General features: G+C 65.8%; 10 protein-coding genes. 1 reads left to right on the top strand and 9 read right to left on the bottom strand.

Annotated elements, in window-relative coordinates; all coding sequences use genetic code 11:
- Window positions 1-346 precede the first annotated feature (346 nt).
- From ACFWU6_RS08600 to ACFWU6_RS08630, 7 genes are all read right to left on the bottom strand, one after another.
- A complete protein-coding gene (locus tag ACFWU6_RS08600) occupies window positions 347-3307 on the bottom strand; it encodes an ATP-dependent helicase (RefSeq protein ID WP_383979506.1) in 2961 nt (986 codons plus the stop codon).
- 371 nt (window positions 3308-3678) lie between these two features.
- Complete coding sequence (locus tag ACFWU6_RS08605; protein WP_383979509.1) at window positions 3679-4452, bottom strand: DUF6339 family protein; 774 nt, start codon at window positions 4450-4452, stop codon at window positions 3679-3681.
- Window positions 4452-5354: a hypothetical protein gene (locus ACFWU6_RS08610; RefSeq protein ID WP_383979511.1), complete on the bottom strand. Its 903-nt coding sequence runs from the start codon at window positions 5352-5354 to the stop codon at window positions 4452-4454. The genes ACFWU6_RS08605 and ACFWU6_RS08610 overlap by 1 nt, the downstream gene beginning before the upstream one ends.
- Window positions 5351-7216 carry a hypothetical protein gene (locus tag ACFWU6_RS08615; RefSeq protein WP_383979514.1) on the bottom strand — a complete coding sequence of 622 codons (1866 nt, stop codon included), beginning with the start codon at window positions 7214-7216 and terminating at the stop codon, window positions 5351-5353. The genes ACFWU6_RS08610 and ACFWU6_RS08615 overlap by 4 nt, the downstream gene beginning before the upstream one ends.
- Window positions 7213-8226: a PD-(D/E)XK motif protein gene (locus ACFWU6_RS08620; RefSeq protein WP_383979517.1), complete on the bottom strand. Its 1014-nt coding sequence runs from the start codon at window positions 8224-8226 to the stop codon at window positions 7213-7215. The genes ACFWU6_RS08615 and ACFWU6_RS08620 overlap by 4 nt, the downstream gene beginning before the upstream one ends.
- Window positions 8223-10805 (bottom strand): Z1 domain-containing protein, encoded by a 2583-nt coding sequence (locus ACFWU6_RS08625; RefSeq protein WP_383979520.1) that lies wholly within the window; start codon window positions 10803-10805, stop codon window positions 8223-8225. The genes ACFWU6_RS08620 and ACFWU6_RS08625 overlap by 4 nt, the downstream gene beginning before the upstream one ends.
- A gap of 344 nt (window positions 10806-11149) precedes the next feature.
- Window positions 11150-12421 (bottom strand): DNA cytosine methyltransferase, encoded by a 1272-nt coding sequence (locus tag ACFWU6_RS08630; RefSeq protein ID WP_383979523.1) that lies wholly within the window; start codon window positions 12419-12421, stop codon window positions 11150-11152.
- 563 nt (window positions 12422-12984) lie between these two features.
- Between ACFWU6_RS08630 and ACFWU6_RS08635 the strand changes: the two genes are divergently transcribed.
- On the top strand, window positions 12985-13404 hold the full coding sequence (locus tag ACFWU6_RS08635; protein WP_383979526.1) for a very short patch repair endonuclease: 420 nt from the start codon (window positions 12985-12987) through the stop codon (window positions 13402-13404).
- Here ACFWU6_RS08635 and ACFWU6_RS08640 read toward each other — a convergent pair.
- The gene (locus ACFWU6_RS08640) at window positions 13381-13569 is read right to left on the bottom strand and encodes a hypothetical protein (protein ID WP_112448514.1); all 189 of its coding nucleotides are present in this window, start codon (window positions 13567-13569) and stop codon (window positions 13381-13383) included. The two genes, ACFWU6_RS08635 and ACFWU6_RS08640, sit on opposite strands and share 24 nt — an antisense overlap.
- Before the next feature lie 157 nt (window positions 13570-13726).
- Window positions 13727-15754: a hypothetical protein gene (locus tag ACFWU6_RS08645; protein ID WP_383979529.1), complete on the bottom strand. Its 2028-nt coding sequence runs from the start codon at window positions 15752-15754 to the stop codon at window positions 13727-13729.
- Window positions 15755-15870 lie beyond the last annotated feature (116 nt).

Below are 15870 nucleotides of genomic sequence, written 5' to 3' on the forward strand. Positions count from 1 at the left end.
GACCGACGACGGAAACCCATGGATCGACGGCGTCTGCTGGCTGTACTGCGGACAACGCTGGACCCGCGTCTTATGGATAGGACCCGCGAGCATCGCGGGCATGCAGGCCCCGATGTTCGCGTGCAGCCCCTGCATCGCCGAACTCCACGAGCGGGTGTGGCGATCAGTCCGCCTCAGAGACGGGCCCGCAGTTCCCAGCCCACACCCTCAGCGAGCCTGTGTCGAGCCCAGTCACCCCGCCTAAGGACGTCACCCAACCGAAGGTAGGTGCCTGCGTTCACGAACAGACGGAACGCAGGCACTCACCGATCGAAATCAACGCCCCCATGGGCGCTGCACGGTCCCTCTAGTGCTGTGGCCCGACCTGCGAGATGGCAGCGACCTTGAGGAACCTCTTGCCGCCGTCCCCATCCGGAAGGTGCAGGGCGGGCGGCTCATCCTGCGCAGCGAACGGGTCCACCCTCTGCGGGCAGAGCTGGGCGAAGTCGCAAGCCCCACACTTCCTCCCTGAAGCACGCTGAGGGAAGTCCCCCTCCATGATCCGATCGACCGCCCATTCCACGTTGGCGACCGCTGCGTCCACCGCCACGCCGTCGACCGGGACCGACACTCGCTGACCGTCCTTGAGGAGGTGCACTGCACCAGTCCGCGCGTTCAACCCGTGGACCAGATCCGCACCACGAGCGTAGAGCTGCACCTGCAGGGAGAGGTCCTCCCAGTTCAGATCGGGGTTGTTAACCGGTTCGGGGCCACCCTTCATGGTCTTGAAGTCGACCACTGAGGCCTCACGGATCTTGTCCGAGTCATCGAGGCTCAGCAGCAGGTCGATGGCCCCAGAGATCACCGCACGATTCACGGGGACCTCGAAGGGAAGCTCAATCTGGCGCTTACGCTCGAAGTCCTTGGCGTACTTGTCCGCGTAGTCGGACACGATGTCCGCCGACTTCTGCTGAGCCCGCTCGTACGCGCCGGGGCGGTTGACCGGGTCGGAGCTTGGGGCGACGTGCTTGAGGTGGAACATCTCCTCGGCCACGAGCCTCGCCTCAACAGGGCTGGGCGCCTGGTCCTTGTAGAGCTGGTGCAGCTTCCCCACCGCGGCATGGACCGCACGCCCGAAGCCGAAGAGCTCTGGAACGGGTGGTGCGAAACCGTGCACCACGCTGAGCTTGTAGGCGTGCGGGCATCGCATGTAGGTGTGGATCTCGGAGTAGGTGGTCGGCAGCACCGACTCGTCTCCGCGCCTGCGCGGAATCGCCGGCGGGGGCATCACGCGGGGCGGCGCGGACGGATCAAGGAGATCGTCACGGATCTCCGTGTGCGACAGCAGAGCCGTGTACGGGGAGACCTTCGCCGGGCGCCTGCCGCCGGGCAGCCATTCGGAGCCGGTGACGTAGAGAAAGCGTTCGGCGCGAGTGACCGCGGTGTAGAACAGGCGCGCCTGATCCGGCCTGTCCGTTTGGTAGCTACCGTTGGTGATCGCCCGCTGCACAAGGGCGGCAGGGATCCAGCCGTCGTAGGATCGGCGCTTCCCCGGGAAGCGACCAGCCTCGACGTCCACAACGAACACAACGGGGAACTCGAGGCCCTTGGCCTTGTGGATGGTGGAGACGGTTACGGCATCCGGGCGTGCCATCATCTGGTTGTCGGTCTCGTACCCATCGCCGGCGACGTTCTGCAGGAAGTTGAGGAGCTCACCGAACCGGCCCTTGCCGTCGATCGATACGTAGACCGACTCGAAGTCCGTGAGGATCTTGCTGAAGGTCCCCAGGTCCGCCATGACACCGTCGCCAAACCCGCTAGAGGCGACACCGAGGGCCTCCAACAGGTCATGCAGCAGCTGCTGCGGAAAGAGCCTCTGTCGGGGGATGCCGGGCCCCACAGGGGCGTGGATGCGACGGCCCCAGTCAGCGAAGACCTTCCGGAGGCTGTTGAGATCGGCACACGGGAACGCTGCAGAGAGCTCGGAGTGGAACAGACCGTCCGCCTGGGTGCGGTCGGGGGACCCATCGCGCAACAACTCGAAGGAACTCCGAACCGCTGCCGGCTGAACCCGGTCGAAGAGCTGACCTCCGGCATTGAGCGCGTACTCGATACCCCGTGCGTCAAGGGCCCGGATGAACGCCGTGTGCCGCTTGGTACCGTCACCCTCGGGCTGGTTCGTCGAGCGCATCAGGATCGCGAAGTCGGCGGGGGTCAGCCCTCGTACGGTGCCATCCGGTTCCTCGTAGGCGGTACCGAGCAGCTCCTTGATCCGGTCGCCGACGAAGGCCGCTTCCTCGACACGATTGGAAAATCGCAGCACGGCGATCTCCCGGGGGTCACGGTCCACTGCTGCGGTCAGCTGCTTCGGCAACCGCGTTGCCCCCAGCTCCTGGGCAGCGAATCCACCAGCAGCCTCGACGATGGCCGACGTGGAGCGGAAGTTGGTCAGCAGCTTGTACACCGCCGCGTTCGGATACCGCTGGTCGAACTCCAGGATGTTAGTGATGTCCGCGCCCCGCCACCCGTAGATCGCCTGGTCGTCGTCACCCACGACGAACAGAGTCTCGGAGTCCCGATGCATGAGTTCGATCAGTCGTTCTTGGACGACGTTCACGTCCTGGTACTCGTCCACCAGCACATGCCGCAGAGGCCCGAGTGCCTGGCCCACTCCAGGGTCATCGCCTTCGAGCGCCTCAACCACAAGCCGCTGCATGAGCGAGAAGTCGATGAAGTTGTCATGCTCCATCTGACCTCGCAGCCGGTCCAGGGTCTCACCCAAGGCACCGTCCTCAGCTGCGATCTGCGCCGGATCGAGCAGCTCGTCGTTCATCATCTGCCAGGCGCGGCTGACCTGCATGAGCGTCTCGAAGTATCCGCGCCGGTTGCCTGCGTTGGTGAGGCGCTGGTCTCGCAGGGGATTGATGTTGAGCTTCGGGTAGCGAGAGATCAGATAGACCTGGAACTGCATCGCGTCCAGCACGTCGAACTGTCGGTACTTCGCATCCATGTCACCGAGTACACGACGACACCAGGCATGGATCGTTCCGATGTACATCCCGCCCACGAGGAGCGGGTCCATGCCGCACACCTTGAGCGCGGTTGCCACGCGATTCTTGATCGTCTCCGCTGCCTTGTCCGAGAAGGTGAAGGCCACCACCGACTCCGGAGCGGCGCCAGAGGCCACCAGGAACGCCACTCGAGCAGCAAGCGTCCGCGACTTACCCGACCCAGCGCCGGCGAGCGCGAGAATCTCGGCGTCCGCAGCGATCGCAGCCGGGAGCTGATCGGGGGTGAGCCACTCACCGAGCGCCTGCTTCACATCCATCTGCGCACTCCACTTCCTGACGGACAACCAGTCACACGTCACATTGCCAGGTGGGTCTGACAATCGCCCTCGAAGTGAGAATCCACTGGACAGAAGCGAGCGGGCTGCCGGCGCCGTCCGCAGCTTCCGACCACGACTCCATCCCCTCCCGCCCCAGGAGCCACCTCGACGCCAAGGCCCTGAACAGCACCAGGTTCGGCGAACTGCGCGGACAGCGGAGAACTTTGCAGGAGAGCGACGGGCTGCCCGGCGGCGCGCTGCTGGTAGGTGCGGAAGGGGCTGCCGCGCGCGTCGTCCAGCCCGTCATCGACTCATCCGCGCGGTCTGCCCATGCCGGATACTGGCCACATCAGCCAAGAAAGCGGTCTCTCCTAGGTGTTGTCCCCCGCCATGGCACGCAGGGACTCCCCTACGAGAGCACTGAGTTCCCCGTCCAGCACCTCCTCGGGCAGCGAGTCGAAGGACATGAAGGCGTTGAGCCTGCGCACCCGCTTAAGGAAGTCGCGAAGCAGGTCGCGTTCCCCGACCCCACCGTGAGCGATGTCTACTACCTCCCACGTCCTGACGATCGCCCTGACCAGGTGTGGGCTTCCGCCGATCGACGTGCGTCGGGCGTAGATCTGGTCGAAGGCGGCCTCGCCGAGGACGGACAACGCGGCGTAGAGGTCCTCTCGGTCCGCGCCCTCGTCGTGGAGGAGGTGCGCCCGCCACCACAGGCGTCCGAACACGTGCCGGGTGACGTCGGTTCCAAGGACCCGGTCGCGGTGAAGGTCAGGGAAGCGCCACGCTGCCACATCGGGCATCACGACCAACGACAGGAACGCCCACATGTCGCCCGCAACGGCCTCGGCGGGGATGATCCCCGACTCGCGATGGAGTATCTCCGCACTAGCGATGTCAAAGGCCGCAGCCTGGCGTCTCGCCGGGGGCGCCGGATAGCCTCGGTCGATGGCGCACCCGACCACGGACTGTCGAAGCGCCCTCAACCTCTGTTGTGGGAGTCTCATGCCTCCCGTAGCGGCGTAGAACACGGCGGCATGGGAGACGTCTGCCCGTCCGCGCAATTCCTCCACGGTCCTTTCGAGACACTCCTCCCGTAGCGATACTGCAGCCTTCGGGAGTAGGCGCGGGTACAGGTACGCCACTAGGACTCCTTCTTGAAGAGGCCGACGGCGTGCTGGACCCGAGCGGACAGGAGCGCCGGGTCGCTGCGGCGCAGTGTGCGCAGCGAGGCCAAGGTCGTGCCCGGCAGATAGGTGCGGATTAGGCCGAGGAGCATGTGCCCAAGAGTGTCGGGTTCGAACACCGAGTCGTCCGTCAGCTCATCATCCGAGAGGGCGTGCTCGACCATCAGGCGCACAACGTCCTGTCGCAGGGCCGACTGAATGAGGCGCTCCGCGTACGACGCTTTGTCTGCTCTACGCAGCGCGTTCAACGCCGTGGGAGCATTGCTGTTCACAAGCAGGACGACGGCGCCCATCGTCGCTGCCTCCAGGTTGGGGCTGATGTCCAGGTACCAAGGGGCGTCTTCCGGATAGCCCGCCTCCTTGAAGTCGACTACCGCCATCGGGAACTGCGAGGCGTCCCCTTGCAGCCGTACCCGAACTTCGTGACGCCACAGAATGGAGCCCGCGCGTCGGGGGCCGGTCGGATCGGGGTTCTCTATGCCTTTCGCCAGTACGAGTTGAGTCTCGACGGTGAGCACCCCGCCGCTATTGCGCCCGGCCACCATGAAGGCCAGCTGAACGGACCTGCTGCCAGTGCCATACACCGGAACCTGGTCGGCAAGCCTTCGGATACCGCTTCCGGAAGCGCTCCATACGACGGTGAGGGCGAGTTCGGACTCCGAGGGGAGGGCAGCCGACATCCGGACCTCGTCCAAGTCGACACCGAGGACGGTCTCGAGGGCGAGGTCTCTCTGGAAATCCCAGTCCGGGATGGAGGACGGCAGTGGCACCGCTCCGCCGTCCTCGGACTTGAGCGACCAGCCGCTCATCGACACGCTCTCCGGGGCGGCCATGCGATAGGGGTAGGCGCGGCGGCTCATATACTCACCTGCCCCTGATCAGCCACGACTACGAGCTCGGTGACCGTATCGGGTGCCGGTCTGACGACGAGCGACCAGACAGCCCCGTCACCACCCTCCGTGGAGAGAGTGCGGCCTTCGGTGATCACTCCCGACTGAGAACGCCATCCCAACACCGTGGGAGTCGAAGCACCCAATGGAGGCTCTGCCTCACTTCCCTGTCCTTCACCGAGGGCGACGGCCGGCCTCCCGTGGACGACATGCGCACCGAGGTCCGGCAGGGTGAACCGCTGGACGATCACGGCCTGTCCGTCGAGCACGTCGTGTACCGGGTCCCCCAGGTAGACGACTCGCTGCCTGCCACGGGGGCGTCCGGGCTGCCCAGCCGTGGCCGCGCCGGCCCCGCCTGCGCCACCGGCACGACCCCCACCACCGGAGGCCCCTCCGTTGGTGGGGAAGACCGCCGCCGCACCCTCCCCTGCGGTGCCGACCATGAGACCGGCGAGCAACTGACTCATCCCCGCCAGGGAGACACCCTCGCCAGCCTCGTTGACGACCGAAGCGGGGCCGGACGCTTCCTTCATCGCGTCCGCGATCTTCCGCAGAGCGTGTTTGGCAAGTCGGTGCTCTTCAACGTCCTGGAGCTTGTCCACCAGCCAGTCGTCGTGGGTGGCCGGCTCCGTCGCCGCGAACACGCGGTCCATATCCTGATCTGCGCGGAATACCGCCGCGTACCCTCCGTGCTCCTCGTAGAAGGGAGGACCCTCCAGGTACTTCACTACGAGGTCCACGGGACGCATCAGGCACGTGTGGTGCAAGCGGTCACCCAGGCCGACCTCTCGCGCGGCAGTGGAGATCGGTCCGACGGGGGCGAGGAATTTCCGCATTCCGAGTCGCCCGAGGTTACGTCGCATCGACTTGTGCTCCACGACATGACTCATATCGTCGAACGCCCAGACGAATGGGCGTAGGTGGGGGGTCTCCGAGGGCCGGGGCACCGGAACGGTGCGGCCTTCGTGGAGGATGCTGAAGCGCATTGGCGCGTCCCCACCCTCCGGCAGCATCTTGGGCCAGAGGTTCCAGAGCATCGCCTCGGAGATCCAGCGCATCGCCTCATCGTCCCCGCGTTCGCCGAGCACGGGGTCGACAACGGCAACCGTGGTGCCCGTACCTCCCTCAGGGAAGGGTCGCAGACCCAACCGGCGGGCAACCTCGTCGGCCTCGTCGCCCACGAGGGGCTCTACATATCCGCCAGTGGGCTTCCCCCAGTAATGGCGACCCGTGTAGGTCTTGGCCGTGCCGGACACGTCGGTGGTGTAGCTCTCGTGCACCGCCCATCCGATGAGGCGGGTCTCCAGCCGGTCGCCGACCCAGCAGCGAGTGTGGACGAGGACGGTGTGAGCGGCGGAGATGAGGTGGAAGACGGCCTTGCCGAATCCGTACGTGCCACCCCTGCCGTTCGCGTCACTCGAACTGCCGATCTTACGGACGAAAGATACGAAGTCGGACTCTCCGGGTTTCGCAACATCGGCCCGGGTCGGTCCCCCCAACCCCCGGGTTCCCGTGTCCGTCACCGTGAGGATGCGCAGGACCGAACGGGCCAGAGAGGAACGGAGCCTCAGATGATCGGCCCGCGGTACGCCCTCCGACAGCATGTCCCGCCACACCGGAGCCTCACTCGGCCCGAGTGTTCGGAGCTCGACTCGATAGTCGACGGGCCCGTCGCCAGTACGTGCGTCCCAACTGTTCTGGACCGACTCCCGAACGAGCAGCGTCAAGGGATCGAGTTCCGTGGCGTCGAGGTTCCTGAGCGCCCCTTCGGCCGCTCCTCCACCGCCCGGCCCGTAGGGTTCGGAGAGCCATCGGGCGCCGTACGCGCTCACGAGTAGCCCCCCATCTCGGAGATGAGGGTGTCGACGGCCTCTTCGTCCAGCGGGGCGGATCGGACGCCGGCGAGGTCCACTGTGTAGCGCACGTCGTAAACGCCGTCCGGGATTGCGCCGTCGAGGGTTACCCCGGTCAGTCGGGGGAAGTCTTCGTCGACCACGTACCAGCGTGACTCGACAGGGGCCAGCCGGGATTCGGCGCTCTGATCGGTCTGTGACAAGGAGTATCCGAGTCGGGAGAGTCGGTCCACGAGCTCTGACTTATCGTCACAAAGTTGCCCGGCCTCGGCAACTAGTTCCCGCACAGTGCGCCCGTCGGGTCGCCGTTCGAAACGTTGCCATGCCAGGAACAGCCGACCGCCCTGAGGGGGTTCGAGCTGGTCGAGTCCGTGGGCCTCGAAGGTACGCCGCCCAGACACGGCAAGAGTGCTCTTCACCTCGACGGCGCGGATTCCATCGGTGAAGTCGTGGCGCGCCCCTTCGGGGCCGACCCAGTGGCGTATGGCGGCGGAATCGTCTCGGAGTAGGCGCAGCAGCACGAGTAGTTCACCGGCCAGGCCCACTTCCTCCGCGACAGTCAGTCCTCGGAGGCCCCCGCTGAAGAGTTGTCGCCACCGGTTCACCACGGCAAGGGTGGTGCGGTAGGGGCGCTGACCGTCCGCCTCGAGGGCCACAAGTACGTCGCCGCAGAGGCCGGTGAAGACGTCGTCGAGGTCGCGTCTGGTGCAAACGACGTCGGCGAATCGCCCGTAGGCGCTGTCGTCCTGGAGCGCCCGTTCGGAAACGCGCAGAGCTCCGCCGATGCGGCCCGTAGGAATGTTCTGGCGCCCTCGGAGGGGGATCAACAGATGTCGCAGCCCGTCGACGTCCATGGCCGCGGAGATCGCCCCGTAGTCGGTGACTACCGGCAGCTCCGAGACCCTGAGCGCGACCTCGGCACGTACTGGGGCTGAAGCAAGTTCGGCCCAGTGGTGATCCAGGACGACCCGCAGGTCCGTGCCGCTCACCGGTCGTCCTCGTCGAAGAGGAGACTGAAGTCCTCCTCTTCATCATCCTCCACGGAGGACAGGTCCGCGCTGTACCACTCGACCTTGCTGTCCTCACCGCGCGGCATGGGGAACACCAATCCGACGCCGATGACGTGATCGACGGCGTCGAGCGGGGAGCGGAGGGCTCGGTTGGCGGGCGATGGCGACAGGGCGTCGATCGGGTAGAGGGTGAGCAGGGCCGTATCCGGGGACTGGGTACGGCGGGCAACCTTGAGCGCCGCCTCCGTAACTTCGGAGAGGCCAGTGAGGTCAAGGTCCACACCGGCGTCGCGACGGCTCATGAGGGTCTTGATGTCCGCGGCGTCATGTCCGCTCGTCTGCAGCTTGGCACGCACGACACGGTCTACGGCGATACCGGGGGCGAACTCGTAGCGGCGGTCTGTGTCGCCGCTCAGCGGATTTCCGATGACGGCCACGTTCCACCGCTTCAGTGCACCGCCGCCGGCCGCCCGCACCCGACGTTCGATGTAGGTCCGCAAGAGCTTCGCATCGCACTCCATCGACTTGTCGTGGAAGCGGTATCGCTCCAGGAAATCCAGGACCAGGTCATAGGGGACGTTCCGCAGCAGGTGCCGACCCTCTGAGCCCCGGTCCTCGTGCCTGGCTCCCGCAATGCGCAAGGAGTTGTCTACGAGTGCGTGGGCTGCCTCACGGTTACCCAGGAGCCACGCTGCATCGTGGGAGCGGAAGTAGCGGGTCTGGACCCGCTGCCCGCCGTAGGAGGCGCCGACCTTCACCGCGTCTCGCATCTTTGCGGGGGCGGTGATGCGGAGCGCCGGGTGGTTGCGCAGGCGGACTGCGAACGAGGTGGGCGTTTTGTCCTCGACCATGTACAAGTCGATGTCCCGGCGCATCTCGGACTCGACGGTGGCGATGTGGCGGAACCAGTCCCGCAGCTCGTCAGTCATCCAGATGCGCGGTAGGTCGGCATATCCTTCGCGGAAACCGAACCAACGACCCATTTGAAGCAGGCTGTCGTACGTCGAGGCCCCTCGTACGAAGTAACTGACCGCCAGACCCTCCAGGGTGAGTCCGCGGGAGAGGGTGTTACCGCCCACCGCGATGGCGACGACCGGCCCGGTCTCGTAGTCGAGCCGCTCCACGCTCTTTGAGTTGTCCATGATGATGCGGCAGTCGTCCACAACACCGCCCAGCTTCGGGAGGAGGGCTTCGAAGGGCACCGGATCCTCTCCCAGGTCCGGCTCGGTGCCCGGGACTCGAGCCGTCTCCGCATCCCAGAGATCCCTGAGTTCGGCGAAGAGTGCAGCGTCGGCATCCACGATCTTCCCCGCGATCCGGGAGCGGAGCCCCTCCAGAGGGGCCTTGAAGCTCTCATGGACCAGGGTGCTCACACTGGTGTGGACGAGCATCGTCGAGTGGGGGGTGCCGTGACGTCGAACCCGTCGGGCGGCTGTCACAAGCCAGAAATAGAGCACCGCGGTGCGAAGGGCGCCATCGATCTCGGGGACGAAACCCTCGATATCGCCACGCCCAGGCCGGACGAGGGACACCTCGTCGTCGGGAACGCTGCGAATCATGTCGTACCCGTCCGGCACGTCCTCGGGATCCTCACCGTCCAGAGCTTCTCGCCCGAACAGCACCTCCGTGCCGAAGTGGCCTCGGGGCTTCGGCAGGTTCACGACGAAGTCCTCGGGGTACAGGTCCTTAGCCGCGGGGTCGATGAGGAGGTTGGCGAACGGCGTCGCGGTGTAGCCGACGTATCCCCCACGGGGAAAGAGGTCGATGATCTCCCTGATCAGGGGGTTGGTGCTCTTAGAGGCGACACTGGCCTGATCGGCCTCGTCGTCGATGATCAAAGTCGGGCAGTTGCGGAGGTAGTCGGGGGCCTTCTCGAGCCAGGCCTTCAGCTTCTTGAGGCGAGGCACGTTCTTCTTGATCACGCACAGGACGTGCTGCTGGCTCTTGTCACCGAAGAACGCGGCCGGGTTGCCGGCTGGCGGCTCGAAGTCCCCCTCCCGTGCCGTCAGGGGGTGCCACTGGTCAATGACGGGTTCCACGAGCTGCCGCTCCAGGCGGAGTTGGGTCTGACGCCTCAGACCGTTGTGAACCCCCGCAAGGACGATGAAGAACTTGTATCCCGAGTCTGCGGCCTTGGCAATCAGCGCGGTGAAGTTCGTTGTCTTGCCCGACTGCACGTACCCAACGACGAGGCCCCTGGTGGAGAACTCCCCCGCCATAGGGTGGTCGAGCATGGAGACGACCTTGGTGGACGCCGCATCCAGGTCACGGACGCTCTCGTCGCTCCACGACTGCTTACCCAGCAGGTCACGCAGGGCAGGCCAACACCGGTCATCGTCCTGCGGCCCCACATACCAGGTCTCGCGGTTGTTCCGGACGACGGATCCGGGCTCCCGCTTGTCGCGGACCTCTATGGTCTCCCGCTGATGGCGTTCGGCGATCCGCCTGGCCAACTCCTCTTCCATGCCGAAGAGCTTGATCGTCGCCAATGCCTGCTCGGGCGTGTGCGTCTTGATGAGACGGCGGAACGCCTCATATTGGTCGTCGAACTCGTTCAAGGTCCCCACCCTTTCCCCGGCGCCGGACGCCGCTTGCGTCCGGGCGTCGACGATCCATCCGTAACTGAGCCTCCATGGGTACGCACGGGGCCACGGGTGGAGGCCAGGACGGGGATTGGGTAGGGGCGACGGACCCGGGGACCGTCGGAGACCCACACCTCACCTACGGGCACTCCATGCGGTCACGCATGGTACGTGGTGGTTCACATGGCACTTTATCCCGCCGATGCTCGTCCTCGCGGGGCGTGACCGAACTGTGGGATCTGGGGCGCTTGTCTGTTCATGGCCGGAAATGGGGGCGTCGCCTGGCCGGTCGAGCAAGGCGGCGGGCCCGATATAGCCGCCTACACGGCAGCGAGGTTTCGCTTTCCCCCGCGGGAACGAGGTGCGCGAATCGGCTGGCTGGCGGGCCCACTTCGCTGGGCCAGCAACAGTGGTGCCAGGTGCTCGGCGATCGCGCGCCCGAGGCCGACGGGGACGGCGTTACCGATCTGCCGTGCGATCTGGTTGCGGCTTCCACACCATTCAAAGTCCATCGGGAAACCCTGCAACAGGGCCGCCTCGAGGTGCGTGATGGGACGGTGGAGCCAGGGGTGCAGGTACCTCCCCTTTTCGGGCTTGAAGAACTCCGTGCGGATGGTGACGGAGGGCTTGTCCCGGAAGAGTCTCCCCATAACGTCCGCGGATCCGGTCTTGTGCTTCCTCCAGCACGGTGAGAGAAGCTCGTCGGGGAGGTTGAAGCGGTTCCCCTCTTCGGGGATCGCCCTGTAACGCTCCATGGACCGGTCGGTGATCCCGTTGCGACGGAGGTGGAGTTCGGCCATCGTGAAGCGTCCGGCGATGCGCTTGCCGTTGACCTCCTCCCAACGTCCAGGCAGCTCCCGGAGTGTCTTTTGGAGCACCAGGCCCGAGATCGTCTCCCACACCGTCTTCTGCTGAGCCGGGGAGGGCTGGGGGATCAGAAGAGACTGCAGTTCCAGCTCAGAGACGTCCCCGACGCGTTCAGTCGCCCCCTGCCGCACCCGAAGATCCTTACGGACACCGACGAGGATCGTGCGCAACCGTCGCTGCGGTACACCATGGTCCGCCGCGTTGATGACCTCGTGATGAAGGACGTACTCAGACAGCATCCCACCAGGACGCGTCTCGTCGACGAGGAACTGGAACTCCGGGGAACGCCTGAAGGGCTCGACGTTCTCCATGACGAAGGCCTTGGGGTTAGCCCGGGACACGACGGTTAGGTAGTGCCGCCACAACTGGTTGCGCTCGTCGGTCGGGTCCTGGTTTCCGAGCTGGGAAAACCCCTGACACGGCGGCCCACCCAAAACGACGTCCGCCTCGGGGATGCCCTCCGCCCTCATGACCCAGTCGGCGATGTCCCCCTGGTGGACGTCCGCACCGAAGTTCACCGCATACGTCGCCGCGGCGGCTTGGTCGAGCTCGACTGCGGCGACGTGCTCGTAGACCGCTTGTCCCCCGCGCCGGACGTCCGCGAATCCCTGGGTGAGTCCCCCACACCCCGCGAACAGGTCGATGGTCCGGAGAGGAAGCCCTGGGGCGCTCAGGCCGCTGAGGAGCTTGTCCGGATAGTCACTGTCGGGTAGTGCGAGGGTCATAGGCGAACTCTAGCCGGCCCGGTCACGCCTGACAACGGACAGAGGACAGGAGAAGGGTACTACTCATGTCCTCTTTGCGCCGGCCCCCTCTAAGCCGCAATTCACGGAGGCATGACCTGGTGATTTCCACGTCGTACCGTCCGTGTGTGACAAATGTCGAGCACGATGCAGCGACGGGAACGCCCAGGGGGGGAACTCCTACCCGCAGTAGTGAGGCACCTCCTCGCTCGTGGCGTCCGCGACCGGGGCTGACCAGGACACAGCGCTCGCGGGAACAGGACCGGGCGGCCGGCGGGGCGTCCAACCGCCTCGTGGATGTGGGTGAGGGGCGAAGGGGGGCGGCGTATGTGACTCTGACGCCGTCCCGCAGGACGGGACGGGTGTCGGCAAGCCTGCAGTGGACGTCGGAAGGGCGGCGAAAGCGACTACACCTAGGGGAGGTCGACCTCCCGACCCGATCGGCCAACCTACGGGAGGCGTGGAGGCTTGCGGGGGAGACAGGGCTCCTTGTCGGGGAAGACACAGCAGGATCATGGGCGTCCTCGCCAGCGACTCGCGCCTCGATGCGGTCCAACAGGAGCCGGGACACCAAGCCGGAGCTGCGACTACGGTCACTGCTGCACAGGGCCGGACTCCGCTACCTCGTGGCCGCCAAACCCCTCCCGCATCTGCGGCGAACGGCGGACGTCGTGTTCACCAAGGCCAGGGTCGCGGTGTTCGTGGATGGGTGTTACTGGCACGGCTGCCCTGAACATGGGTCGATCCCAGCGACGAACCGCGACTTCTGGAGTAGGAAGATCGAGGGCAATATCAGGAGGGACAAAGAGACGGACCGGCTCCTGACTGAGGCGGGCTGGAAGGTGGTCCGTGTGTGGGAACACACACCTCCGGCCGACGCTGCTGAGCTCGTCCAGCAAGCTCTCGTCAAAGCAGACGGCCGGGGAGCACGCGCAGCCCCTTCAGAGCGGACGGCCGTTCAGTAGGTCCTCGATTGCGTCGGCCTCCCTGCGGAGCACGATCCTGCCGTCACCGTCGCTGTAGACAAGGACCCTGACCCCCGTGGTGAGGCCAGCCTCGGCGAGGATGCCCATGGGTAGTTCGACGGTGCCGTCTTCTCGGATTTGCGCCTCTGCGGGTTCCCTGATCACCGGACCAGGATGCCATGCCCCGCGACGGTACGCCCCGGCCTTCCACCCCATGCGCCAGGTATGGAACGCTGACGCAGCGCACGGAGCCGGGGAAGCCAGGGACCGGGCGAAGCCTCAGTGCTGCAGCAATGGGAGGCCACACCGAGGCACTTTCCACTCAGACGCCCACGGAAGGCTTGATCCATGGCACGTGCGCTGGAGCGTACCGCGTCAGGGCGCGGTCGGCGGGAGCCATCTCGTGCACAAGAGACCGAGGAGCTGGGCTCTCAAGGCGTTGGCACTCGCTGGCGAGAACCTTGGCGAAAGTGATCAGCTTGCGCCCCGCTGGATCACCGAGAAGGCGCGACGCTTCCTCGGCGCCATGACAGATGCGCTGCACCGTACACAGCAGCTCTTGCTTCGCGCCCGGACGGCCGCAGGCGAGCTCCGCAGCCAAGCGATTGCGCTCCCCGACTACATGGGCTGCGGCTATGGCTAGAACCGTCCGAGCAGCCACCTCATGGGTCTCCCCTGAGTTGACCATGGCGTTCGCGAGCAAGGGGAGCTCTGCGAACGGAAGCGGATCGGCCGCCTCCCATAGATCCTCGGCGAGCCGCAGAGCTGCCTGGACGCCAGTCTGATCGACGTAGAGCATCGGCCGATCGGCATTCTGTCGAACCTCCCAACGAACGATGCTCTCGTCTGCCAGCGAGGCCCTGAGCAGGGCACGGAACAAGGTTCGCAGCGTCTCGATGGAAAGTTCCGGCACCTCCAGTCGCATGCACCTGCCCTGGCGCTGCACGTCCAACACCGGCTGGCCGGCTTCACCGATCGCCTGAAGCATCTCCAGGGTTCTTGTGACCTCGTTGGGTTCTTGCTCATCGTGGTGACCGGCTTGGGCGTGCTGGGCGTATGCCACAGCGACACCGTGCTCGAATCCTTGACAGACAGTGCGGGCGGTACGAGCGGTGTGGAGTAGCTCATCGAGGCTGACCGGTCGGCCGCCCAGTACGGGCGTGGAGTGCATCGGGTCCCAGTGGTAGTCCTCGTGAGCGATTGCATTCCGCCACTCTGGCCTGATCACCGAGGCCAGCGTCAGGCAGAGGGGATGTGCCTCGGCATTCAACGAGTCTCGTACAGCCGCAAGGGTGTGCGCGGCTGGGGTCTCTCTGCCCAGCAAGTCGAGGACTACGGCCGCAGTCCACTTGACGTCGCCTTCGACGACGACCTTGTACAGGTCTGCGACTGGGCGCATCTGCTTCTCATCGGACGCGGCACGCAAGTAGCCTTCCCACGCCGATGTCTGACCGCGGTATGCGGACAGCATCAAGGGTTCACGTTTGACGTGTCGGGAAATCGCTGCATAGGCAAGCTGTGGCTCTTCCGTCAGCTTGTCCGCAACGAGGTCGCGTGACAGGCGCGCGGCACGGTGCGCGGTTAACGGCTGACCGGACACGGCCAGTGCAGCGAGATGTTGTCGTAGTTTGCCCGTAAGGAGTTGGGAGCCACCGATCAGATGCCCCATCTGCTGGCGCAGTCTGCGATCGAGCCCGTTGGGATCCCGTGACCAGGCCGCTGCGAGTCGGGCCCGCCCCGCCAACCCCTCGCCCTGCTGCATCTCTGCCGATGAGAATCCGAGTGTTCGCTGGTACAGGTCCTCGTTCGCATCCACTGGTGTGGCCTGCGAGGCCTCGAGTCGGCGTACGTTGGCATCCGTTTCAACGGCGTACTCCCACGCCGCCGACCAGTGAGAAGCGTCCCACCCCAGCTCCAGACAGGCGATCACCGCAGAGGCCATCCCACGGCTTGAGACTGCGATGCCCCTTGCCATGCGGCGTTCTTCGGTGACGCTGCTGGGGGGCGCGAACAAGGAAACGTCGTTCCAAATCGCAACCATCTCGTTGGACGCCGCACGGAGTCGCCGTGCAAGCGCTGGAAGCCTCTTGCCGGCGGATCGCCCGGAGGTCGACGCCGTGGAGGCCACCTCCAGTGCCGTTGCCCGCATCTCCTGCCATCTTCCGGCAAGCTCTGCGTCGGCGAGTACAGCCCGCCACTGCGAGGAGGTCACAGGAACGGTGGCCTCCTCCCGGAGGGCATCCGTGTCCTTCGAGGATTCGGGGAATCCGAGGTTTCGGAAGACGGCCCGGGCCGCCTGACTTGCACCGGGAGGTAAGTTGCCCAGCCTTTCGGGGAATTCTGTGTCCACGAACGCAGGATGCCACTGCGTCTGTGGCCGCGGCGCACGCTTTCGGAGACTGCTGCGGGCGGCGCCAAGGGATGTGCTTCAAGCCTGGCGGCCGGGCGGCAGGCCCGATAGGCGCC

Origin of the sequence: Streptomyces sp. NPDC058674, from assembly GCF_042716505.1 — a bacterium.
GTDB lineage: Bacteria > Actinomycetota > Actinomycetes > Streptomycetales > Streptomycetaceae > Streptomyces.